Origin of the sequence: Paenibacillus sp. 7523-1, from assembly GCF_002276415.1 — a bacterium.
Classification (GTDB): domain Bacteria; phylum Bacillota; class Bacilli; order Paenibacillales; family Paenibacillaceae; genus Paenibacillus; species Paenibacillus illinoisensis_A.
Map to the genome: position 1 here is coordinate 27,202 of NZ_NPBR01000007.1, position 20,467 is coordinate 47,668.

Annotated in this window: 23 protein-coding genes and 1 other RNA gene; 9 read left to right on the forward strand and 15 right to left on the reverse strand. The window is 44.0% G+C overall.

What is annotated here, in order from left to right; translation table 11 throughout:
* The first annotated feature begins 2 nt into the window (after positions 1-2).
* Entirely contained in the window at positions 3-683 is a 681-nt protein-coding gene (locus tag CHH60_RS08595; protein WP_095358851.1) for a zinc metallopeptidase, read from the forward strand.
* Between the two features lie 35 nt (positions 684-718).
* Here the strand turns inward: CHH60_RS08595 and CHH60_RS08600 are convergent, their stop codons facing one another.
* Together CHH60_RS08600 and CHH60_RS08605 are read right to left on the reverse strand one after the other, a co-directional pair.
* Complete coding sequence (locus CHH60_RS08600) at positions 719-1,630, reverse strand: LysR family transcriptional regulator (protein ID WP_095288011.1); 912 nt, start codon at positions 1,628-1,630, stop codon at positions 719-721.
* 79 nt (positions 1,631-1,709) lie between these two features.
* Positions 1,710-2,339: a rhomboid family intramembrane serine protease gene (locus CHH60_RS08605; protein ID WP_095358852.1), complete on the reverse strand. Its 630-nt coding sequence runs from the start codon at positions 2,337-2,339 to the stop codon at positions 1,710-1,712.
* 146 nt (positions 2,340-2,485) lie between these two features.
* Between CHH60_RS08605 and tpx the strand changes: the two genes are divergently transcribed.
* Positions 2,486-3,004: a thiol peroxidase gene (gene tpx, locus CHH60_RS08610; protein WP_095288013.1), complete on the forward strand. Its 519-nt coding sequence runs from the start codon at positions 2,486-2,488 to the stop codon at positions 3,002-3,004.
* 73 nt (positions 3,005-3,077) lie between these two features.
* Here tpx and CHH60_RS08615 read toward each other — a convergent pair whose 3' ends face one another.
* From CHH60_RS08615 to CHH60_RS08630, 4 genes are all read right to left on the reverse strand, one after another.
* Positions 3,078-3,470, reverse strand: coding sequence for a DUF1499 domain-containing protein (locus CHH60_RS08615; RefSeq protein ID WP_095358853.1), 393 nt, complete (start codon positions 3,468-3,470; stop codon positions 3,078-3,080).
* A 185-nt stretch (positions 3,471-3,655) separates the two neighbouring features.
* Positions 3,656-3,847, reverse strand: a non-coding RNA gene (gene ssrS / locus CHH60_RS08620) — 6S RNA.
* 51 nt (positions 3,848-3,898) lie between these two features.
* Positions 3,899-4,708: a YesL family protein gene (locus CHH60_RS08625; RefSeq protein WP_095358854.1), complete on the reverse strand. Its 810-nt coding sequence runs from the start codon at positions 4,706-4,708 to the stop codon at positions 3,899-3,901.
* 205 nt (positions 4,709-4,913) lie between these two features.
* A complete protein-coding gene (locus CHH60_RS08630; protein ID WP_095288016.1) occupies positions 4,914-6,488 on the reverse strand; it encodes a DEAD/DEAH box helicase in 1,575 nt (524 codons plus the stop codon).
* Between the two features lie 302 nt (positions 6,489-6,790).
* On the opposite strand from CHH60_RS08630, the gene CHH60_RS08635 reads away from it, so the two are divergent.
* From CHH60_RS08635 to CHH60_RS08650, 4 genes are all read left to right on the forward strand, one after another.
* Positions 6,791-7,612 carry a YitT family protein gene (locus CHH60_RS08635; protein WP_095288017.1) on the forward strand — a complete coding sequence of 274 codons (822 nt, stop codon included), beginning with the start codon at positions 6,791-6,793 and terminating at the stop codon, positions 7,610-7,612.
* A 174-nt stretch (positions 7,613-7,786) separates the two neighbouring features.
* Entirely contained in the window at positions 7,787-7,975 is a 189-nt protein-coding gene (locus CHH60_RS08640; RefSeq protein WP_170948057.1) for a hypothetical protein, read from the forward strand.
* A 162-nt stretch (positions 7,976-8,137) separates the two neighbouring features.
* On the forward strand, positions 8,138-9,319 hold the full coding sequence (locus tag CHH60_RS08645; protein WP_095358855.1) for a putative glycoside hydrolase: 1,182 nt from the start codon (positions 8,138-8,140) through the stop codon (positions 9,317-9,319).
* A 154-nt stretch (positions 9,320-9,473) separates the two neighbouring features.
* The gene (locus CHH60_RS08650; RefSeq protein WP_441339384.1) at positions 9,474-10,865 is read left to right on the forward strand and encodes an MATE family efflux transporter; all 1,392 of its coding nucleotides are present in this window, start codon (positions 9,474-9,476) and stop codon (positions 10,863-10,865) included.
* 92 nt (positions 10,866-10,957) lie between these two features.
* On the opposite strand, the gene pfkA is transcribed toward CHH60_RS08650, so the two are convergent.
* The 7 genes from pfkA to CHH60_RS08685 form a co-directional block, all read right to left on the reverse strand.
* Positions 10,958-11,929 carry a 6-phosphofructokinase gene (pfkA, locus tag CHH60_RS08655; protein WP_095358856.1) on the reverse strand — a complete coding sequence of 324 codons (972 nt, stop codon included), beginning with the start codon at positions 11,927-11,929 and terminating at the stop codon, positions 10,958-10,960.
* Between the two features lie 54 nt (positions 11,930-11,983).
* A complete protein-coding gene (locus tag CHH60_RS08660; protein WP_095288097.1) occupies positions 11,984-13,009 on the reverse strand; it encodes a tetraprenyl-beta-curcumene synthase family protein in 1,026 nt (341 codons plus the stop codon).
* 462 nt (positions 13,010-13,471) lie between these two features.
* The gene (locus CHH60_RS08665; RefSeq protein WP_095358857.1) at positions 13,472-13,807 is read right to left on the reverse strand and encodes a YolD-like family protein; all 336 of its coding nucleotides are present in this window, start codon (positions 13,805-13,807) and stop codon (positions 13,472-13,474) included.
* 23 nt (positions 13,808-13,830) lie between these two features.
* Complete coding sequence (locus CHH60_RS08670) at positions 13,831-14,037, reverse strand: hypothetical protein (RefSeq protein ID WP_255247873.1); 207 nt, start codon at positions 14,035-14,037, stop codon at positions 13,831-13,833.
* Positions 14,038-14,125: 88 nt separating this feature from the next.
* The gene (locus CHH60_RS08675; RefSeq protein WP_095358859.1) at positions 14,126-14,320 is read right to left on the reverse strand and encodes a hypothetical protein; all 195 of its coding nucleotides are present in this window, start codon (positions 14,318-14,320) and stop codon (positions 14,126-14,128) included.
* 320 nt (positions 14,321-14,640) lie between these two features.
* Positions 14,641-15,585: a quinone oxidoreductase family protein gene (locus tag CHH60_RS08680; RefSeq protein ID WP_095358860.1), complete on the reverse strand. Its 945-nt coding sequence runs from the start codon at positions 15,583-15,585 to the stop codon at positions 14,641-14,643.
* 59 nt (positions 15,586-15,644) lie between these two features.
* Entirely contained in the window at positions 15,645-16,502 is an 858-nt protein-coding gene (locus tag CHH60_RS08685) for an SDR family oxidoreductase (RefSeq protein ID WP_095358861.1), read from the reverse strand.
* 132 nt (positions 16,503-16,634) lie between these two features.
* Here CHH60_RS08685 and CHH60_RS08690 point away from each other — a divergent pair, with 132 nt between their 5' ends.
* The 3 genes from CHH60_RS08690 to CHH60_RS08700 all read left to right on the forward strand — a co-directional run bounded on the left by CHH60_RS08690 (position 16,635) and on the right by CHH60_RS08700 (position 19,018).
* Entirely contained in the window at positions 16,635-16,988 is a 354-nt protein-coding gene (locus CHH60_RS08690) for a winged helix-turn-helix transcriptional regulator (RefSeq protein ID WP_441339385.1), read from the forward strand.
* A 188-nt stretch (positions 16,989-17,176) separates the two neighbouring features.
* The gene (locus tag CHH60_RS08695) at positions 17,177-18,034 is read left to right on the forward strand and encodes an ATP-dependent DNA ligase (RefSeq protein WP_095358862.1); all 858 of its coding nucleotides are present in this window, start codon (positions 17,177-17,179) and stop codon (positions 18,032-18,034) included.
* Between the two features lie 153 nt (positions 18,035-18,187).
* Positions 18,188-19,018 (forward strand): hypothetical protein, encoded by an 831-nt coding sequence (locus CHH60_RS08700; protein WP_095358863.1) that lies wholly within the window; start codon positions 18,188-18,190, stop codon positions 19,016-19,018.
* Positions 19,019-19,347: 329 nt separating this feature from the next.
* Here the strand turns inward: CHH60_RS08700 and CHH60_RS08710 are convergent, their stop codons facing one another.
* Positions 19,348-19,977 (reverse strand): hypothetical protein, encoded by a 630-nt coding sequence (locus CHH60_RS08710; RefSeq protein WP_095358865.1) that lies wholly within the window; start codon positions 19,975-19,977, stop codon positions 19,348-19,350.
* 2 nt (positions 19,978-19,979) lie between these two features.
* A complete protein-coding gene (locus CHH60_RS08715; protein WP_095358866.1) occupies positions 19,980-20,399 on the reverse strand; it encodes a hypothetical protein in 420 nt (139 codons plus the stop codon).
* Positions 20,400-20,467: the final 68 nt, after the last annotated feature.

The following is a 20,467-nucleotide window of genomic DNA, read 5'->3' on the forward strand; positions in this document are numbered from 1 at the left end:
ATATGAGTTTTAATAACGGTATGTTCGTTTTGATCATTATCGCCTTTTTGCTCTCCTTGTGGGCGCAATTTCGCGTGAAGAGCACATTCAACCGTTGGTCTGGTGTCCAAAACCTGAACGGCATGACCGGGTATGATGCAGCTCGTCATATGCTGGATGCCAACGGTCTGCACGATGTCCCAATCGAACCCGTGCGCGGGGCCCTTTCAGATCACTACGATCCGATCAACCGGGTTGTACGATTGTCCGAACCTGTATATTATGAAAATTCGATCTCAGCTGTTTCCGTAGCCTGTCACGAGGTCGGCCATGCCATACAGCACAAGGAAAGTTATCCGATGCTCGTACTTCGTCACCGGATCTTCCCGATTGTGAACTTTGCATCCGGAATTGCACCTTTTCTACTCATTGCAGGATTCATCTTTAGCGCAATGAACCTTGTTGGTCTCGGTATCATCTTCTTCTCTGTTACCGTTGCGTTCCAGCTCATCACGTTGCCAGTAGAGTTTAATGCCAGCAATCGCGCTCGTGAAATCATGGTTTCTGAAGGTTACATTCGAAATGAAGAAGAAAAAGGCGTTGCCAAGGTTCTGAACGCCGCAGCGTTAACATATGTAGCAGCTGCACTGATCTCCCTGCTTGAATTGATCCGTTACATCGGAATTTTCAACAGTCGCGACTAATCAAACATAATAGTAAAAAAACAATACCCCACCGTTTACTCGGATGGGGTATTGTTTTGCTGTAAACCGAAATAGTTAAGTAAAAACGAACGAAATGACTGTGCTACAAGGGGTAATTTGTCATCCGCACGATGGATTAAACCAATGGTCCGCGTTACTTTTGGATGAGAAATGGCCACATGTGCCGGTTGTAGTGGATTCGTCTGGAAAAGTGCCATTTCTGGCAGCAGACTCACTCCCATGCCCGCTGCAACCAACCCGCGGATGGTATCCGTCTCTTCACCTTCAAAAGCAATTTTCGGCGTAAACCCTGCTTCCAGGCAGGCATGCCAGACGATCGGACGCAATGAGTACCCTTTGCTGAACAGAACAAATTTATCATCTTTGAGCTGTTCAAGTGCGATTTCCTCTTCTCCTGCAAGCGGGTGATTTGGAGGAAGAATGGCATGTAATTCTTCGGTTAGCACAATATCACCTGCGACCTGATCATGCTTTTCCGGGAAAGGTGATATGAAAGCCAGATCCACCTCAGCAGACAGCACGTCACGAATGAGCGTCGGGAACATGCCCTGCTTAAATCTGAATTTGACATTGGGATAACGCTGACGAAATGCGGCCACGACCGAAGGAATCAGATGAATACCCAGACTATGAGGAAAACCAATACGAATTTCACCATGTTCCGGGTCCAAAAACTCATGAACTTCCCCGACTGCTTTGTCCAGATCCTTTAAAATCCCTTCAACACGTTTGCAGAAGAGCTGACCTACTGCGGTCAACTGCAGATTCCGCCCCTTTTGCATAAAGAGGTCAACACCCAGCTCTTCCTCCAGCTGATGAATCTGGCGACTCACTGCTGACTGTGCGACATGCAGCTCTTCAGCTGCCTGGGTCACATGCTCCTTCTGTGCCACTTTCAAAAAGTAATGCAACTGTCTTAATTCCACTCGCCTGATCTCTCCATTCTGCTATACCCTTCTTAGACCTGCCTGCATTCCGTCCTCAGATCATTACACCCTCACGTGTTTATTGCTTTCTGAATTTCCTCGGCCGCCACAATCGGATAAGAAGTCCGTAAATAAAGAATCCACCCAACAATCCACCCAAGTGAGCCATCCAGTTGATGCCCGACATGGCAAATGAGAAAATAATACCGAATGCAAGCAGTGTATACAACGTTTTGCGCGATGCTTCATCCATCATCGTCCGCTGGAACAGAGCAACATACAGAAACGCACCATAAATCCCGTAAATGGCTCCTGATGCACCTACAGAGATCGTTGTTTCTCCTGCAGAGTTATACCAGGCAAGTGCCAAGACATTACCCAGAACCCCGCTGCCCAGATATAATAAGCCATATCTTACCGACCCGAGCAAGCGCTCCATCGGAGGCGCGAATACAACCAGTGCAAAGCTGTTAAACAGCAGATGACTGAAACCAGCATGAAGAAAAATGGACGAAAAATATCTCCACCATTCTCCCGAGAAAAACTCATGGTTAGTCAAAGCACCAAATCTCAGCAATGTCATTGTATTCGTCGATCCACCATTAGCAGCAAGTAATATAAACATCACGACATTGGCAACCAACAAAATTGACGTCAGCGGGAAAAACTTCAAATAACTTCTCCAATTTTCATACCGAATAAATATCATACGTTTTCCCTTTCACTCCACCCTGTTCAGATCTTCCTTCACTTGGTGTTCATTATCATAATCGCACGCCCGAATTGGACAATGCCTTTCATAAAAGATTATAATGGATTTTGGCACGGATCACCAATTTAAGGAGGAACATTATTATGGCACAAGAACGTACAGGCGCAGCCACATTCAAAGGCAACCCTATTACATTGATCGGACCCGAATTGAAAGTGGGCGATCAAGCTCCCGATTTTACATTGAGCAAAAACTTGCTTGAAGATGCATCCCTGAAAGACTTCGCAGGCAAAATCAAACTAATCAGCGTCGTTCCTTCACTGGATACTGGAGTATGCGATGCCCAAACTCGCCGCTTCAATGTTGAAGCCGGAGACCTTGGCGACAATGTTGTCGTTTTGACGGTAAGCGTTGACCTTCCATTCGCACAGGAACGCTGGTGCGGAGCAGCCGGTGTAGACCGCGTTGTAACATTGTCCGACTACAAAACACGCTCTTTCGGCGAAAACTACGGTGTTCTGATCAAGGAATTCCAATTGGACATGCGTTCCATCTTCGTAGTGGATACCGAAGACCGGATTACATATGTGGAATATCTGCCTGAGATGACAGAATCCCCTAACTTCGAGCAAGCCATTGCTGCTGTAAAAGCTTTGCTGTAAAAGGAATCCACGTTCAGAACAAAAGCGAGGAAGGTTCACCTTCTCTCGCTTTTTGTTTTACCATCCATCTATTTCAATCGTTTGCCTTATATTTGACGAGCTTCTTATCGAGCACAGAAAACAGATTCATGATCGTTCGATAATTGGAACCCAGATCTCCAAGCGAACCACGTGAAGCTGAATACATATCTACTGCACTTCGAACCGGACTTACCGAAATAACTGAAACCGTAATATCCATGGTCCTCCCAAACGTCGTGCGTTTCTCCAGAATAATCTCTCCGACCGAAGGAACCTCGTGAAGCACCTTATAACCCGGAATCTTTTTCAATGTCGAAGAAACTTCTTCCCAGGCTCTTTCTTTGGATAAATTATAATACCGTGTTTTTAATTTGGGATCCTTGGCTCGATCGCTGGTTCCCTCCATACTGCGGATGATACCGACGAGCGTTCTCTTTAAGGTCAAGACCCTTCCTCCTTTGAATGTAACCGTTCCATTTATGTATTCTAGTGTAACATTGTTCAGGTAGTAACAAAAGGGCGTACCGCGCTTTTAACGCAAATACACTAGTCAAAATATAAATGTTCAAACAAAAAACACCCTGAGCTTCCTGGATTAGAGGAAAGAGTCAGGGTGCTGTACTTGTAACATAGGAACCCGCCATGCCGTCCGGCTACATTGTCTTATGAACCTGCTTGGCAGGTGGGTGACCGCAATAATGTATTTTTGAAGTCCCCATGTCGTATAGACAGGGCGTTTCAGCAACATTCTGTGTAGATCTCCCGAAGACATCATCATTGGTTCAAAACAACGAATAACCGAAACGTACATCGCAGGATGTACAGTTATTATATCCCTAACCGCGTAAAAAGTAAATGGTGACGCCTCATGTTTTATTTTTGAAGATTATCGCTTTTCACGTCAGAGGCTTCAAGATCACCGATTTTTTCTACTCCATCATCATTTTGCGCCGCTTCTTCCTCTTCCTTCTTCTGCTGCATTTTCTCCATCTGCTCCTGCATCTTCATGAAGGTTGCGTAGAAGTTAAAGAATGCAAACCAGGCAATGATACTGATAATAAAGAAGACAAACAATACTGGATACCGGAATCCAATGTAAAACAATAGTCCGCTTCCGAGCAATGTGGAGAACACACGAAACGGTCTGATCAGAGTCAAAAGTACTGCATTTTTAATAATGAGTCCGATTGACATATGATAGTGTACAACCATCGAAAAAAAGTTAAACAAGGAAACAAACAAAAGTAACAGCAGCACAAGCATGATAATTCCCACAAGCTGCATATTGCGGAACTGTGTCATGTATACCGTGTAATCCAGATACATGATGGCAAAAAGCAAGGTGTAAAATATGCCCCCGATTAAGCTTTGTTTGTAGTTCTCTTTGTAGCCTACAAAGAACGTACGGAAGATCGGCACATCCGTGTCACCCATATTCCATTTACGAACGACCGTAAAAAGGGCCGATGTTGCCGGAAATAGTGTAAGCGGTGCCACAATAGCTATAGCCCAGTTCATTTGCAATGATTCATTTGCGAGGTTCTGCTGCATAACGAGCAGTTTCATAATCAAGAAAAACAAGAACGGAGACGAACAAATAGCCCACAACAGATTGGTTGCGGCCAGTCTCGTAATCCACTCTGTAAGCCGATAGATCCCACCCATAGCTCCTTTAAATTCCAAACATTTCTCCTCCTCCGCAGCCTTGCGTATAACCTGAAGTCTAATATTAATATACCTTATTATTGATAGGAAAAGCCAGTACTTCCCGAAAACAGATCAGTAACCCTCCTTGTTAAGAGTTCTAAAGCGTAACGGATTCAGGCAATTTGAGACATAAAAAAAATGGAGCAGTTGCCTGCCCCATTTCTTAAATCAGTCTTGCATATTATTCAAAAGAAGAATCTTTCGCAGGACGACGTCCTTCGTTGTTGCTTGGACGTGGTTTGCGGTCACGGTTGTAACCACCTTCTCTGCTTCCACCGCCACTGCTGTTGCGATCGCGATTGTATCCTCCACGTCCGCCACCACTGCTGTTGCGGTCACGGTTGTAGCCACCGCCACCACCGCTACGGTTGCTGCTGTATCCTGATGGCTTACGTCCGCCAGAGCGAACATCCGGTTTACGACGTTTCGCACGGATCGGATCTTCAGGAGTCAGATCAACTTGAGCATCTTTTTTGTCGCCTGTAAGGAGCTTCAGGGAAGCTGACAACAGTTGAACAGAATCGTATTGCTCAAGCAATTGGATAGCGATACCTTTGTATTCGTTCAGTTCGCCATTTTGTACGATTTCGAGCAAGCGCTCAGCTGTCAAACGTTGTTTTCCTTCTACTGCTTCGGCCAATGTTGGCAGAGGCTTACGAGGGATACGGTGACGAGTTACACGCTCAATAAAGTGCAGGTGATCAATCTCACGCGGTGTAACAAAGGACCAAGCAGCACCCTCTTTACCAGCACGTCCCGTACGACCGATACGGTGAACGTAGCTTTCCGGATCTTGTGGAAGGTCGAAGTTCACAACGTGTGTTACGCCAGATACGTCGAGGCCACGTGCAGCTACGTCAGTTGCAACGAGTACGTCAATACTTCCATCACGGAATTTACGCATTACTGTATCACGTTGGTTCTGGGACAGGTCACCATGGAGACCGTCTGCAGAATATCCACGTTTTTGCAATGCTTCAGCCAATTCGTCAACACGACGTTTTGTACGACCGAATACGATTGCGAGCTCTGGAGATTCCATATCAAGCAATCGGCTAAGCGCTTCAAACTTTTGACGTTCTGGCACTTCAATGTACGCTTGGTCGATTAAAGGTGCGCTAACTTGTTTCGGAATAACGGACACGTGCTCTGGGTTGTTCAAGAATTGCTGAGCCAATTTTTGAATGTTAGGAGGCATTGTTGCTGAGAAGAGCATCGTTTGACGGTCAGCTGGAACTTGTTTCAGGATGGATTGGATATCCTCCATGAAGCCCATGTCAAGCATTTCATCTGCTTCATCCAATACAACAGTTTGTACATCTTCAAGTTTAATCGTTTTGCGGTTGATGTGATCCAGGAGACGTCCAGGTGTACCGATGATAATCTGTGGTTTTCTTTTCAGTGCACGGATTTGACGAACGATATCTTGTCCTCCGTAAATTGGCAGGGAGCGCAAACCTTTGAAGCGGGTAAGTTTTTCGATCTCTTCGGCAACTTGGATCGCAAGTTCACGTGTAGGTGCCATAATGAGGGCGCGGATTTTTTCGTCACTTTTGGAGATTTTGCTGATCAGCGGAATACCGAATGCAGCTGTTTTACCGGTACCTGTTTGAGCTTGGCCGATCAAATCTCTGCCTTCTAGCGCAATTGGGATCGATTTGGATTGAATCGGCGTCGCCTCTTCAAACCCGAGTTCGGTGATGGCTTGCAGCACCAGTGGTTCAAGATTGAAATCTACGAAATTTAAATTTGTCAAAATTATTCATACTCCTTCTATAGGGTGGACATGGTGGACAATCCACTTTGTTGTCTGTATTCTTAAGTAGCGTTAATATTTATAGGGTATCCCATCTGGGCAAATTATTTTCATTATCAACATAATTCGTGAATGGGTCCCCAACATAAGACTAAAACTACATACATGTGTGTGAAACATTTCAAATTTTATCGTTCCATTTGGAAAAAGTTCCCTACTCAAGAATATCCACAAATCATTATATCACAAAACAATTCAAGATTACCAGCAATCTGGTTTTAAATATAAATGAGGTGATTAAATTGCCCAAAATAATATGGCACTCTTTAGTGATCATATTGGGTGCTGCAGCTATTGCCTGTGGCTTCAACTGGTTTTTGGTCCCCCATCAGCTACTAAGCGGCGGGGTATCCGGTATTTCCATGCTTCTGGGTTATTTTACAAGTTTGAATCTTAGTATAATGTACTTTGTTCTTAACATTCCTCTGTTAGTCGCAGGTTGGTTTATTCTTGGACGACGATTTATTATATTAAGCATCGTGTCGGTAGCAGCCACATCCTGGTTTATCGGATTGCTGCCTGTTTTTGTCGTGGCAACAGACCCTCTGCTCAGCTGTGTGTTCGGCGGCGTGCTCGTAGGTCTCGGTACAGGTATCTCCTTCCGTGTAGGAGGTTCTACAGGAGGACTCGACATTGTGGGTTCCATCTTCACGCGTTACCGGGATTTCCCAATCGGTACCGTTATGGCGGGTATGAATGGAGCTATTATTATGCTCGCTGGTTATCTGAACAATGACTGGAATATCGCTCTCGCCTCCATGGTTTCGATCTACATTACAGGTAAGGTGCTTGATCTGATCCACATCAGCCATGTTAAGGTGACATTGTACATTATTACGAACGAGACGGAAGCCATGTTGAAAAAATTGCTGGTTCGTCCCCGTGGTGTCACCAAGATCAAAACTCAGGGAGCATACACCGACATTGAAAAGGACATGTTAATGACAGTGACTACTCGGTATGAGCTGGTTGAGATTAAACGCATCATCAAAGAAACCGACCCAAATGCGTTCGTCAATATCGTAGAAACAGTCGGTGTCATGGGTTCTTTCCGCCGAAGTTGAGACACATGTACGGTTAACAATTTATATAATTGTGGTATAATAATTGTGCACTGCTCCTAAATATGATGTATAGCAGGATCTGCCCTTCACTTTCACAGGCCATATGCTTTTCCGATTCGCGCCGAATGACTTACCATTTTGGAATTCGAGTAGGAAAGGGTGATTATTGTGGATATGGAAACGGTAAAACTGTTTGAAATCGTCAACAGATGGTGCCCGGAAATGCTCCCTTTCTTGAAACCGAATGAGCTCGATTCACTTATTGTTCTCCGGGATGGGCTGGGCATTCTGGAGCAGGGAGACGCAATGGAAATCATTCAGTACAGTATTTGTGAGCATCAGAACGACATCTACATTCAATAATATTTTTCGATTGATCACGCCGCTTCTCGGGAGGTTATCCTCGCAGGAAGCGGTTTTCATTTTTTCCGGAATGTTTCATCGCTTGATTAATATGGTTAAAAGCCCAGAGGCTTTGTTATATAATTCAATCATGGAATGTACATAAAGGGAGTGGGAATAAAAATGAACACGTTTTGGGCTTTACTGGCCATGGCCTTGGGAAGCATCAGTGGAGCAACGGCAACAGCCGATCAGGGTAACCAGCAGCTTCAATCGTTAACCAATAGTTTTAACACCGCCATTATTCAATCCCAAAAGGACCAAGTCGTCATTGATGCGGATAATCCGCCTGCCAAAGTTGACCCTCAACCGGATGCTCCAGTTGTCAAAGGAATTTATGTTACGGCTTACAGTGCCGGCGGAGCCCGGATGAAGGAGCTGCTCGATCTGATTGATAACACAGAGCTTAACTCCATGGTTATTGATATCAAGGACGACCTCGGATACATAACCTACACTACAGAGAACCAATCGCTACAGAAAATGGGCAAATCCCAACCGTTTATAAGGGATATTGACGCCTTAATGAAACGACTGCAAAAACATGAGGTCTACCCGATTGCCCGGGTCGTTGTATTCAAAGATACGATTCTTGCCAAAAAAAATCCGGAGCTTTCCTTCCGAAACAAGGATGGATCGGTATGGGCCAATGGCAAAGGCGACAGTTTCGTGAATCCGTACAGCAAGGAAGTCTGGGACTATAATATAGAAATCGCCAAGGAAGCCGCCATGCTTGGATTCAAGGAAATTCAATTTGACTATGTGCGTTTCCCAGAAGGTTTCGAGAACCGTGCCGATATACTGAAATACACCAAAACCGACAAATCGCGGGTCGATGTTGTTGCGGAATTTGTTCAATACGCCCGCAAGGAGCTTGCGCCTCTGGGTGTCCGGGTTTCCGTTGATATTTTCGGCTATGCGGCCTCCGTACCCGCAGCAGAAGGAATCGGTCAGGACTTTGTTAAAATCTCCGAAAATGTGGACGTGATCTCACCGATGGTCTATCCGAGTCACTACTCCACCGGATGGTATGGCGTAAAGGATCCTGACAAGGACCCTTATACAACGATCAAAGGCTCCATGGAGGATACACATAAGAAACTCGACCCAACCAAGGATCTCAAGCCGGTAATTCGGCCTTGGATTCAGGACTTTACGGCCAGCTGGCTCGGCAGTGGACACTACATCAAATATGGCAAAAAGCAGGTTGAAGACCAGATTCGTGCAATGAAAGACATGGATGTGGATGAGTATCTGCTCTGGAATGCGTCCAATCGTTATACCTCAGGTGTGAACTATAAGTAAAGCACTCTTCCCCTACCTATCATCTCCCCGTTCCGCTCACGCGGAGCGGGGTTTTTATTATTTTGCCACGTAATTCCGGCCTTTCCCTGTTCAAATTCAGCAAAATCCACTACAATGAGTAGCTGTCGTATGATAGTTTGATGATCATTCTTATATGAATAGCGAGGCACTTCAAGTGAACATGACAACCACCCGTTTTTCGCAAAAAGTAAAGCAATTCCTGATCATATTTCTACCGATATTTACAACACAAATTGCCCTGTCTGCCATGTCTTTCTTCGACACCAATATGTCAGGCAAGTTTTCCCCCGCGGATCTCGCTGGTGTAGCCATTGGCACGAGTCTGTGGATGCCGGTACAAACCGGGCTTAGCGGTATTCTTATCGGAATCACTCCCGTGGTATCCCACCTGCTGGGTTCCAAGCGCAATGATCAGATCGGCCACAGCGTGATCCAGGCACTCTATCTGGGCATCGCGGTGAGCCTAGCCGTTCTGGCCATCGGAGCCATGGTACTTACTCCAATTCTGAATGGGATGCCGCTGGAGCCACGGGTTGCCCGGGTAGCTCTTTATTTCTTGAGCGCACTGGCTTTTGGCATCATTCCACTGTTCGGATATACCGTGCTTCGCAGTTTTATGGATGCACTTGGACAGACACGAATAACCATGTTAATTACGTTAGTGTCGCTTCCGGTTAATATTTTGCTGAATTATCTGCTCATCTTTGGACGTTGGGGTTTCCCCCAGCTGGGAGGTGTGGGTGCAGGCGTCGCTACCGCGTGTACATACTGGATCATTTTTTTGATCAGCATCTTCTTTGTTCACCGGATAGAACCCTTCGCCCAGTATGGCGTGTTCCGCCATCTCTCCGGCATATCGCTGGGCAAATGGAAAGAATTGCTCAAAATCGGGGTACCCATTGGGTTCGCTACTTTTTTTGAAACGTCAATCTTTGCAGCTGTCACATTAATGATGAGCCGATTTGATACCATCACGATTGCTGCGCATCAGGCTGCTCTTAATTTCGCCTCTACGCTGTACATGCTGCCAGTGAGCATATGTATGGCCCTCACCATTCTGGTCGGTTATGAGGCGGGTGCAGGACGTTTGAAAGATGCCAAACAATACAGCTTGCTTGGCATCGGCGGAGCTATTGTACTCTCACTGCTCACTGCAGTCGTATTGCTCGTGTTCGGGGAACAAATTGCAGGGCTGTATTCAAACGAGCAAGAGGTCATTGCGTTGACTCAGCATTTCCTGATATACGCCATCTTCTTTCAAATTTCAGATGCCATTGCAACACCGACTCAGGGTGCTCTTCGGGGATACAAAGACGTTAATCCTGCACTGATCATTACGTTTGTGGCTTATTGGATCATTGGCCTTCCAGTGGGATACATTACAGCTACGTATACAACGCTTGGTGCTTTTGGATACTGGATCGGCTTGATTTCCGGCCTCGCGGTCGGTGCTGTGGCACTGTTATGGAGGCTATTCTTGGTTCAGCGAAAAGAGGCTGTCCGCATGATCGAGCAATCCAGATAAACCGATCGATATAACTCAAACAGATCATCATGTTGATTCATACAAAAAGAGCACAGCCCGTATAGACGGCGCTGTGCTCTTTTGCTTGTTGTTTATTGAGATAAACGTTGTGCAAGCTCGTAGGTGTTCATATCGAAATCCTTTTTGGTGTTAACAACTTTATCGATGTCTGTCAGAACAAGCTCACCTTTGATAATGCCACATCCCTTGTCGGTCTCTCCCGCGATCAGGCTGCGCACTGCAAAGTCTCCCAGACGGCTGGCAAGGTTGCGGTCAAACGGAGTCGGCGTACCACCACGTTGAATGTGACCCAGTACTGTTACACGCGGCTCATATGTCGGACAGCGTTCCATCAGTTCTTTGGCCACATCTTCACCCCTGCCAACACCTTCGGCAACGATAATGATACTGTGGCGTTTGCCATGTGCGAAGTTGGCTTTCATCCGGTCTGCCACTTCATCCATGTCAAATGGAACTTCCGGCACCAGAATCGTTTCAGCACCCGAAGCCAGTCCGGCATGAAGCGCAATATCACCACAGTGGCGGCCCATAACTTCAACGATGGAAGAACGTTCGTGGGAAGACATGGTATCACGCAGTTTGTTGACTGCATCTACCACAACGCTCACTGCTGTATCGAACCCGATCGTGTAATCCGTAAACGAGATATCGTTATCGATGGTTCCCGGAAGACCCATTGTATTGATTCCCAGTTTACTCAGTTTGTTGGCACCATTGTAGGAGCCGTCCCCACCGATTACAACCAGACCATCAATGCCGCGTGCACGCAGAATGTCCGCTCCCTTTTCCTGACCTTCGGCAGTATAGAACTCTTTGCAGCGGGCCGATTGCAGAACCGTCCCCCCGCGCTGAATGATGTCACCTACACTACGCAGATCCATTGGGAATATATCGTTGTTCAACAGGCCTTGGTACCCACGTTGAACACCGTACACTTCGAGACCATGGAACAGTCCGCTGCGAACCACCGCACGAACAGCCGCGTTCATTCCTTGTGAGTCACCACCGCTCGTTAAAACTGCGATTTTTTTTACTGCTGTCATGATGTTTCTTCCTCCTCTAGTTTCACTTCAGGCTTCCGCAATAATGCGCCTGACTTACATATGCTTGCGAATCCAGCGACTGAAGATAAAGAAAAAAACTCTGGTCATTGGACTCTTCTTCATCAAACGCTTGGATATGGCGCGAACTTCCTGCTGTTCGCTGACTTTGGGATCAGACAGGTAAATGGCAAGCAGTCCTTCGATAATCATCCGGTGAAAAGCACTTCCCGGAATATTCTGCACATCACTGCGGGCCATCTCCACAATAAAAGCAATGCGGTCTAGCATCGTCTCCACATTTTCGTAATAATTGCAGAAGTTGAGATCTCCACCGATACGATCTTCATCCTGATCGATTAAATAATCGAGCATAATGTGCAATGCGCATACATGCGGAAAATAGGCAGTATGGATTGAGGCCGCCTGCTCTTCAGTCAGCTGATCATCACTCGCAGCCAGAAACAGCATGAATACGCCCAGCGTAGAGCCGGTAGCGGCGGCAAATTCGTTCCAACGGAACTGAGGTGTGCGGTGGCGATGCTCTGCCCACCACTCGAGCAGTGCCGTTTCTCTCAGTTCCGGTTTGATGTGCTTATATACCTGCAGGTCCGTGTATAGGCCTGCCAGATCCTGAATTTGGGGCTTGGCGGACGCATATCCAGGCAGCTGACGTGTGAGCTCCTGACATGTCGTCACCAGATTCCGCAAGTATCCACCGTCGTCCTGCTCCTCACGGAGCGCATAATAATTGACCGGTGTTGCTTCGGGATCTACCGCATCAAGCATGGATTGATGGAGAAGCCGAAAATCATTCGGGTCCATCGATGTGCTGCGGTCGCACAGATTGTCCAAATAATCACTAATGGTTTGATAAGAAACGATGAGCGGAATCAAGATGTGCCTCTTTGGCATATCGGGCAAAGCATAAACCGTTCCGCCCTCACAGTGAAACTGTTTGTCCTTGAGACTAGCCAGAGCCTGATTGCGCAATTCCTCATTCGGAATTTTCTCAGCTTTAGCTCTCCACTCAGCCAGTTCTTTCCGCGTTTCCGGAATGGTGTACTTGTACACCCTTCTCATCAATTCCAGCGGTCCTCGCGGATATTGATGTCGACTTTGATTAGATTGGCTCAAAATAAATGTGCCTCCACTTGGTTGAATACGTATTAGAGCGATTTTTAACCAATCCCATTATAATATGAACCCCTTAATTGTACAAATGATCTACCGCATAATCACGGGAAAAAATCGCTTCCGCCAACTAGCCTTTGTGATATACTAAGCATATGATTTTGCTTCTCGCTCGTGTTCATTAACATCCGTTTATAAGTTTTCTAGCGATTTATATTCTACATTTTCTGATTTTGTTCGATACTGTTTACATGTATTCGCAGAGATTGTTATTTTTTTGTGATTTTTTGTGAGTGTAAGTTGAAGCTATACTTGAGCCAGAAATTTGAAATTCGATAATTAGTGTGTCTGCGAAGTAGTGCTCGCAAACCAACAAAAAAGCGCCCTCGTCATAAAGACAAGGTCGCTTTTTTAAATACTCGTAGAAATAATTTTATCTATGTTTATGAATTTGTACTCGCCCTTACCCCAGACAAGTTTGATTTCCTTCAGATATGTATTAACCGTCGATACGATCCCCTCGTAGATCTCGTTATCAAGCGGATCAAAAACCATGACACGAATACGCAAGCGTTTGTTATAGGAGTCAATCAACGTACGGCGGATCTGCTCCAGCTCCTGGTCATTAAGTACCGGTTTCTCCCTCTCCATCAACTTCTCCTGTTGGGTTAACCAAGCCTCTTTGTGTTCCGGTAAGATCAAACGCGAAGATTCGAACAGGCCGTTATCAATTAATTTTTTGGCCATCTCGTCCCCTCCTTAGTATTCAGTCAATAACTGATATCACCTGGTCGGTCAAACTGCGAAGCTGCAGGCGGCTTGGGCTGCTCACTCTCACGTTCCCAACCTTCGAGGATGACGATGTTCGCAATATCAGATCTATCTGCCCACGTTATGTAGTTTGCAGAGGCCAAACCTTCAAGAGCTGCCATTATGTCTGCTTTGCCTCTCCCAGTCTTAACGGTAAGTTCATGCATAGTTGGGAACCTCCTCCGAACCCCACTGTAGTTATACAAGATTCTCAGCACTTTCCGTTCGTAATCATTTAGCATCTGTCCATTCCTCCTACGCTGTTATTTTGATCGGACGACATGCCAGCAGTCCTGATTCTAGGAATGTACGTGGCTGGCCAGATAGAAGATCGTCTGCCTTAATCAGTCCGGATCGAATGCTTTTGACTTGTATGCGTCGCTTTGTAATTTTCCCACTTTGATCCTCATAAATAATCTCGACCAACCAACCAAGGTATTTGACTGGCATGTTCATCCCTCCAATAAACAGAACGTTTGTTTGCTTTATATCAGTATATGAGAATGTACGTTCGTTATTCAACAGAAAAAATACCCAGTCAAATGACTAGGTATTATCTCAAAATCAATCATTAAACTAACGGGCAGGATACCTCCAATATATTGAACAATGGATGAAAGAGGCCAGGCAGTATCTTGATCAATTCAATCAGTTCATTTTTTTGTTAATCCATAAATATTTCAACCTAGACATACGATTCATCTTTGGATTGGCGCTCTTTTTTTCTTAAGCTATGATATGGGCTTTATAATTATTTCAACTTAGAAATTCTACTGCGCACCCATTATGATTAGAATCTTACCGCTTGTTGCTCTATCATCAAAACTAAGGTGGGCCCGTTTAACATCTTCCACATCAAAATTGAAGGTATTAGCAATGTTCAGTTTAATTTTCCCATTGGTATAGTCTTCCACAATTTCTTGTATAACGTCGGAAGGTAATTCTCCTCTGACAAATGAAGCACTTATTTTGTATTGAGCGGCTTTTTCCGCATTAGGAGGCATGGAAACAGATACCAGCCGCCCTCCTTTTTTTAAAACCTGATAGCTGTTATCTAGTGTCTTTCCACCCACGGTATCAATGACCAGATCAATATCGCGTACGACATCTCTAAAATCTGTAGTCACATAATCAATCACAACATCTGCACCTAAGTTTAACAAGTATTCACGATTCTTCTCTGAGGCGGTAGTGAAAACAACTGCCCCTGCTTTTTTCGCAAACTGAATCGCCATTTGTCCGACACCACCTGCACCACCATGAACCAAAACCCGTTCCCCGGCTTTGATTTTTCCGTTTTTCACTGCTGCACTCCAGGCCGTACCAGTTATTACCGGAAATGCGGCGATTTTTTCTAAATCGGCTTTTTCAGTAATTTTGGTAATATCATCTGGATTAGCTACCACATATTCGGCATACGTCCCAGTTTTGTTCAATCCAATAACGTGATCACCTACATTGAATCCTTTTACACCTTTACCAACTTTTTCAACAACTCCCGATAAGTCCAATCCTAATAAGTGGGGAAACGTAGGTTGCATTTCTTTGGGAATTGTTGAAAAATATTCGCCCTTCCTAATAACGAGATCAAAGTGATTAACGGATGTGGCTGCCATTCTAATTAACAACTCATTATCGGCATTCTCAGGAATTGAAGCTTCAACTTCATATAAAACATCTACAGAACCAGTTTCTCTCATCAAAATCTTTTTCATTTTCTCTCTCCCGCTTCCTTCATATAATTTCCCCTTACAACACTGCAGAGGTCTTTTCATTATGCTAATAATTGTTGTAGTACTTCTTTTACCGTCATTGGTTTACGACCAAGTAGCATTTCTAAGTCCGTTGAATTGTTGACTGATTTTCCTTCACGGATACCTATTTGTGTCATTGCTAGCATGCTTGCTAATTGCTCAGGTACTTTCCCTTTTAGCGTCTCACCAAATGCTGCATCATCTACGTGCATCACTTGAATATCTTTCCCTGTTATTTCGTTTAATACAGCTACGAAATCAGCTTGTGCTAAGTTTTCTCCACCTAATTCATACGTTTTATTTTCGTGACTATTACCGGCTAACACATTCGCAGTCGCTTCTGCTAAATCAGCACGGGAAACCCAGCCAACTTGTCCATCGCCAGCTGCTGTTACCCATGGGGCACCGTTTATTGAAGCTAGTGCTTTACCTAATTCATTTTCTACATACCGGTTGTTACGTACGAATACATAGGGAATGCCTGATTCTTTGATAATATTTTCACGTTCACGGTGATGCGCTGCTAAGAAGAAGTCGCAAACATCTGCATTAGGTGCAGATGAATACACCATTTGTTGAATACCCGTTTGCTTTGCAGCTTCTACTATATTGGTTTGTTGGCGTATGGCCATTTCGACATCAGGAAAAGTGGAAACGATATACACTTTATCAATGTCCGTAAACGCTTCAACTAACGAAGCTTGATCTTCGAAATCCGTTTTACGCACTTCAAAACCTTGTGCTTTTAAAGATTGTGCATTTTCAGAAGTTGGGTTTGTTGTCCCGGCAATAATATCCGTAATCGGCAATTTTTTTGCTAGAAACTCAATGATTTTGCCACCTAATCTACCTGTAGCACCGGTTACTAAAAATTTCATGTATATATTCATCCTCCACTTATAACTAGATTTTTTATTTCTTAACGCTATAATAGAGGATTATAAATGTTAATGTAAGTACGCACATTTTTATGACATAGTAACAAAAATGTGACTTAAGGAGTGGAAAAAGTGGCTAGACACCAGTATGACCCAAATAACATGACGATAGATACAGTACAACAAATTTGTCCGCTGACGAAAGCGCAGGACGTTATTGCTGGACGATGGAAAATCATCATCTTATCGCATTTACATGAGCATGGTGTGATTCGCTTTAATGATCTTTTACGTATGATACCAGGCGTATCAAAAGGGATCTTAACACGCCAATTACGAGAATTAGAAGAGGACGGGGCTGTTCATCGTGAAGTCTATAAGGTGGTACCACCAAAAGTAGAGTATTCACTGACTGAGCAAGGGAAACAATTCCTTCCAGTATTAGAGGCGATGCGGGTATGGGGTAAAACGTTCTTAAATAGTTAAAACTTCTTTATTAAATGAACATATGAATTCTTCTGTAGGTATTTAACAGAATTTCAGCTTTGGCGTTACGCTAACGGGAAACGTTAGCTCAATATTACAAAGATAAGAAGGAGAACGATCTGCCTCACTAAAACTTACCACCTCTACTCTTTATGGCAAAACGCTATAATGAGTTGAGGTGTTTTTTTATGTTTATTAGTCCAATGTTACTTGAAACAGCACCAGGTCCCTTCTCTCATTCGGATTTCATTTTTGAACCGAAAGTAGATGGTCACCGTCTTATATTTTCGCAACAGTCCGGTAACGTCCGGTTATATACACGCCACAACAACGACTGCACTCGTCAGTATCCAGAGTTGATCCTGCCATTTGACTCTGACATTATTCTAGATGGCGAAGTTGCATGCACCGATCCGGAGACGGGTTTAGATGACTTCGAGGCAGTCATGAGCCGATTCAGCACTCGGCAGCACTCGAAAGTTCAGCAACTGACCAGGACTTTACCGGTCACCTTCGCTATATTTGATATCCTTCAGTACAAAGGTCAGGACCTCCGCAAGCTGCCCCTTATAGAGCGCAAAGCGATTCTCCACAGCCTCTCCTTACCCTCTTCTAGTTTTGGAGTAATTCCGCATATTGAAGGAGCTGGAGAAGAACTGTTTGCCCAGATAGAGTCGATGGGAATGGAAGGTATAGTCGGTAAGCGCAAGGATAGCCAGTACGTCAGCAGGCGGTCCAGAGAGTGGCAGAAGATCATCAACTGGTCATATGCAGATGTGTATATTACGGGATACAAAAAGGCTGAGTTTGGATGGCTTGCAGCAGTTCCGGATACATCCGGGCAGTTACGGCCAGCAGGAATAATTGAGCACGGACCAAGTCCGAAGCATAAGCAAGCCTTTCGTGGTGTATGCAAGCATTTGGTTACAGGTGAGGATAAGAATCATGTATACCTGGAACCAAGGATACAAGCAAAGGTTAAGATGAGGAATTGGACGAAATCCGGATTGTTGAGGACGCCTGTGTTTGAGGAGTTTATCGTTTGATAAACGAATAGAACGCTTTATCGACTTTGAGGGTCGATAGAGCTTTTTTATTGCTTCTAACACTTAATTGAATATATAGACATTATTGTTTAGACATGGATATATGGAAACTGTATTATCGACTCTGTAAATACATTTTTAAGGAGAATACATATGAAAAGTTTTAGAAAAGTTTCGGTACTAGCATTACTTAGCTTCTTTTTAATTATGGGGGTATTTCAAAGCAAAACCTTTGCAGCATCAGTTGGAGATATTCTTGATAAACCTGAGGAAGGTTGGACGCGTCACAGCTATGACGCTGAGGAGATTACATATCTAGGCGGAGACTGGAAGGCAAATGTGGGACCAGCAACTTATGCTTCTCAATGGCAAAAAGAAGGAGCTGTGTTAAAATTTAATTTTACAGGTACAAAGATTAGACTTATTTCAACAACATGGTGGTCCTTCTCAAAAGATATTGATGTATTCATTGATGGAGAATTAATTGAAAAAATCTCACTTCATGGTTCCAATGATAGTTCAAAGAGAGTTATGTTTGAGAAACTTGACTTAAGTTACGGAGAACACTCTATTGAATTTGTTAACAATACAAAAGAATACGTAGCGCTTTTCGGCTTTGATACTGATGGGCCGCTAAGTCCATACGAGCCTGTAGAAACTAATCCTAATCCAGAACCAACTGAACCTGATCCAGTAGATCCTGAGCAACCTTCTAATCCAAATCCACAGCCCGAGCAACCATCTGGAGACCGTGCTATCCTTGTAGTCACAATGACAACTGGCTTAGAGAAAGAATACGACCTTCCAATGAGTGATGTGAATGCCTTTCTTAATTGGTATGATGCTCGTGATGTAGGAAGCGGACCGGCAAAATTCGCCATTAATAAGTACAGTAACAATAAAGGTCCGTTCACTAAACGTACTGACTATGTAATCTTTGATAAGATTTTGACGTTTGAGGTTAGTGAATATACAACAAACTGAAGAAAAAGAGCAGTGAGGTTATCCCTCCTGCTCTATTTTTGTACTCTGAATTCGTACATATTACGAAAGTATCTTCCACCCATTATTTTAATGGATAGAGGGCTATACTCCTCTATTGGTCCACCGTAATCCATCAGTTGTTCTCGATTATCTTGGATATGCCAAACGGATACACGTACCTGGGTTAAAGCTGCTATTAGTAATCTATAAACATACCTTTCCAAACAAAATAAAGAGGCTGTCAACATAGTGCTGCCAGCCTCTTTTACCGATGCTTTCGGATTAACCATATACTACCACAATCGTCCTTCAGTTTCAATCTAAAAAGGTCACTTTGTACTTTCAACTTGTGTAGGAGGTGGTGAGCCCGTTTCACCCTTATTTGAAGGGCTTAAGGCAATAAACAGTGTAACTGTTAAGGCTACGATAGCTAAAACAGTTGCTATAAACCCCCAAGTATTTGATGTGACCATCGATTGAACATGTTTAGTAGTTTGAGATGCTTCAGATCTAACCTCTTTGATCTCGGAACTCAAACCATTAATCATCTTTTCAATTCGTTCTTCACGTTCTTTTGCTTCCTGTCTATATAGATCAGCCTGTTCCTTAATTTCATCTCTGAAGCGTTGTTCACGTTCTTGCGCGTCTTTATGATATCTCTCTTCACGTTCACGCGAATCACGCTCAAGCCTCTCCATCATCATTTTTGTTGATTCGTCCATTTCATCACCCTTTCCTGGGGGCTTGATTGATTGTAAAGGCTGACTATTAATGTTTTGAGATAAAGTATTACCAGTATCCCCTTTTCGTATTAGCTGATATACGGTCTTCGCTAAAGAATTCTTATCTACCGTGTCTCCGCTTACTCCCCCATTAAATTCAGTGAATAACACTCGTAAGTCGTCATCAACAATTCTCTCCGCCGGAAATAATGAAACAGGTTCAGAAGATCGACCCATTATTAATTCACCTGCTTCTCAATTCTAAAAACTTGCTCACCAATTTCTTCTCCATCATATGAGACCTTAAATGTGAAGATTCCTTCTTCTTTAATGATTACATTTTTTAGTCCAAACCCCAGTTGTACCGTAGGGTTAGTTAAATTAGCATCTGGATTATAAGCAGATACTTCTTCATGACCGTATATCTGCTCTCCAGAAGGAGCGTATAGAAAAAAGCCAATCTTGAAAGCCTGGACTTTTTCTAGAAATAGACCTACTACAACGTTAAAAGTAATTTGAGTAGGGACAAAAGGTACAATCTGCTTAAGTATTGGTTGAACAATTACTGTCCGCATTTCACCTGGTCCAGTGTTAATCATTTGTGCTTCCTCACAGATCACAATGTAACTTAACTTGGCATTGCTCAACATGGATGTCATAAACACTCCTCCAGCTCATATTGCTACATATTGAAAGTATGTAATGACTGGATATTCGACATTTAAAC

Coding starts and splice junctions, on each gene's coding strand:
- CHH60_RS08605 (WP_095358852.1), bottom strand. CDS start 2,339: ATGATATTTATTCGGTATGAAAATTGGAGAAGTTATTTGAAGTTTTTC.
- CHH60_RS08650 (WP_441339384.1), top strand. CDS start 9,474: ATGAATAGCGAGGCACTTCAAGTGAACATGACAACCACCCGTTTTTCG.
- CHH60_RS08685 (WP_095358861.1), bottom strand. CDS start 16,502: ATGAAATTTTTAGTAACCGGTGCTACAGGTAGATTAGGTGGCAAAATC.
- CHH60_RS08595 (WP_095358851.1), top strand. CDS start 3: ATGAGTTTTAATAACGGTATGTTCGTTTTGATCATTATCGCCTTTTTG.
- CHH60_RS08715 (WP_095358866.1), bottom strand. CDS start 20,399: ATGACATCCATGTTGAGCAATGCCAAGTTAAGTTACATTGTGATCTGT.
- pfkA (WP_095358856.1), bottom strand. CDS start 11,929: ATGACAGCAGTAAAAAAAATCGCAGTTTTAACGAGCGGTGGTGACTCA.
- CHH60_RS08640 (WP_170948057.1), top strand. CDS start 7,787: ATGGAAACGGTAAAACTGTTTGAAATCGTCAACAGATGGTGCCCGGAA.
- CHH60_RS08660 (WP_095288097.1), bottom strand. CDS start 13,009: ATGAGAAGGGTGTACAAGTACACCATTCCGGAAACGCGGAAAGAACTG.
- CHH60_RS08670 (WP_255247873.1), bottom strand. CDS start 14,037: ATGCATGAACTTACCGTTAAGACTGGGAGAGGCAAAGCAGACATAATG.
- CHH60_RS08645 (WP_095358855.1), top strand. CDS start 8,138: ATGAACACGTTTTGGGCTTTACTGGCCATGGCCTTGGGAAGCATCAGT.
- CHH60_RS08675 (WP_095358859.1), bottom strand. CDS start 14,320: ATGCCAGTCAAATACCTTGGTTGGTTGGTCGAGATTATTTATGAGGAT.
- CHH60_RS08665 (WP_095358857.1), bottom strand. CDS start 13,807: ATGGCCAAAAAATTAATTGATAACGGCCTGTTCGAATCTTCGCGTTTG.
- CHH60_RS08700 (WP_095358863.1), top strand. CDS start 18,188: ATGAAAAGTTTTAGAAAAGTTTCGGTACTAGCATTACTTAGCTTCTTT.
- CHH60_RS08710 (WP_095358865.1), bottom strand. CDS start 19,977: ATGGGTCGATCTTCTGAACCTGTTTCATTATTTCCGGCGGAGAGAATT.
- CHH60_RS08680 (WP_095358860.1), bottom strand. CDS start 15,585: ATGAAAAAGATTTTGATGAGAGAAACTGGTTCTGTAGATGTTTTATAT.
- CHH60_RS08695 (WP_095358862.1), top strand. CDS start 17,177: ATGTTTATTAGTCCAATGTTACTTGAAACAGCACCAGGTCCCTTCTCT.
- tpx (WP_095288013.1), top strand. CDS start 2,486: ATGGCACAAGAACGTACAGGCGCAGCCACATTCAAAGGCAACCCTATT.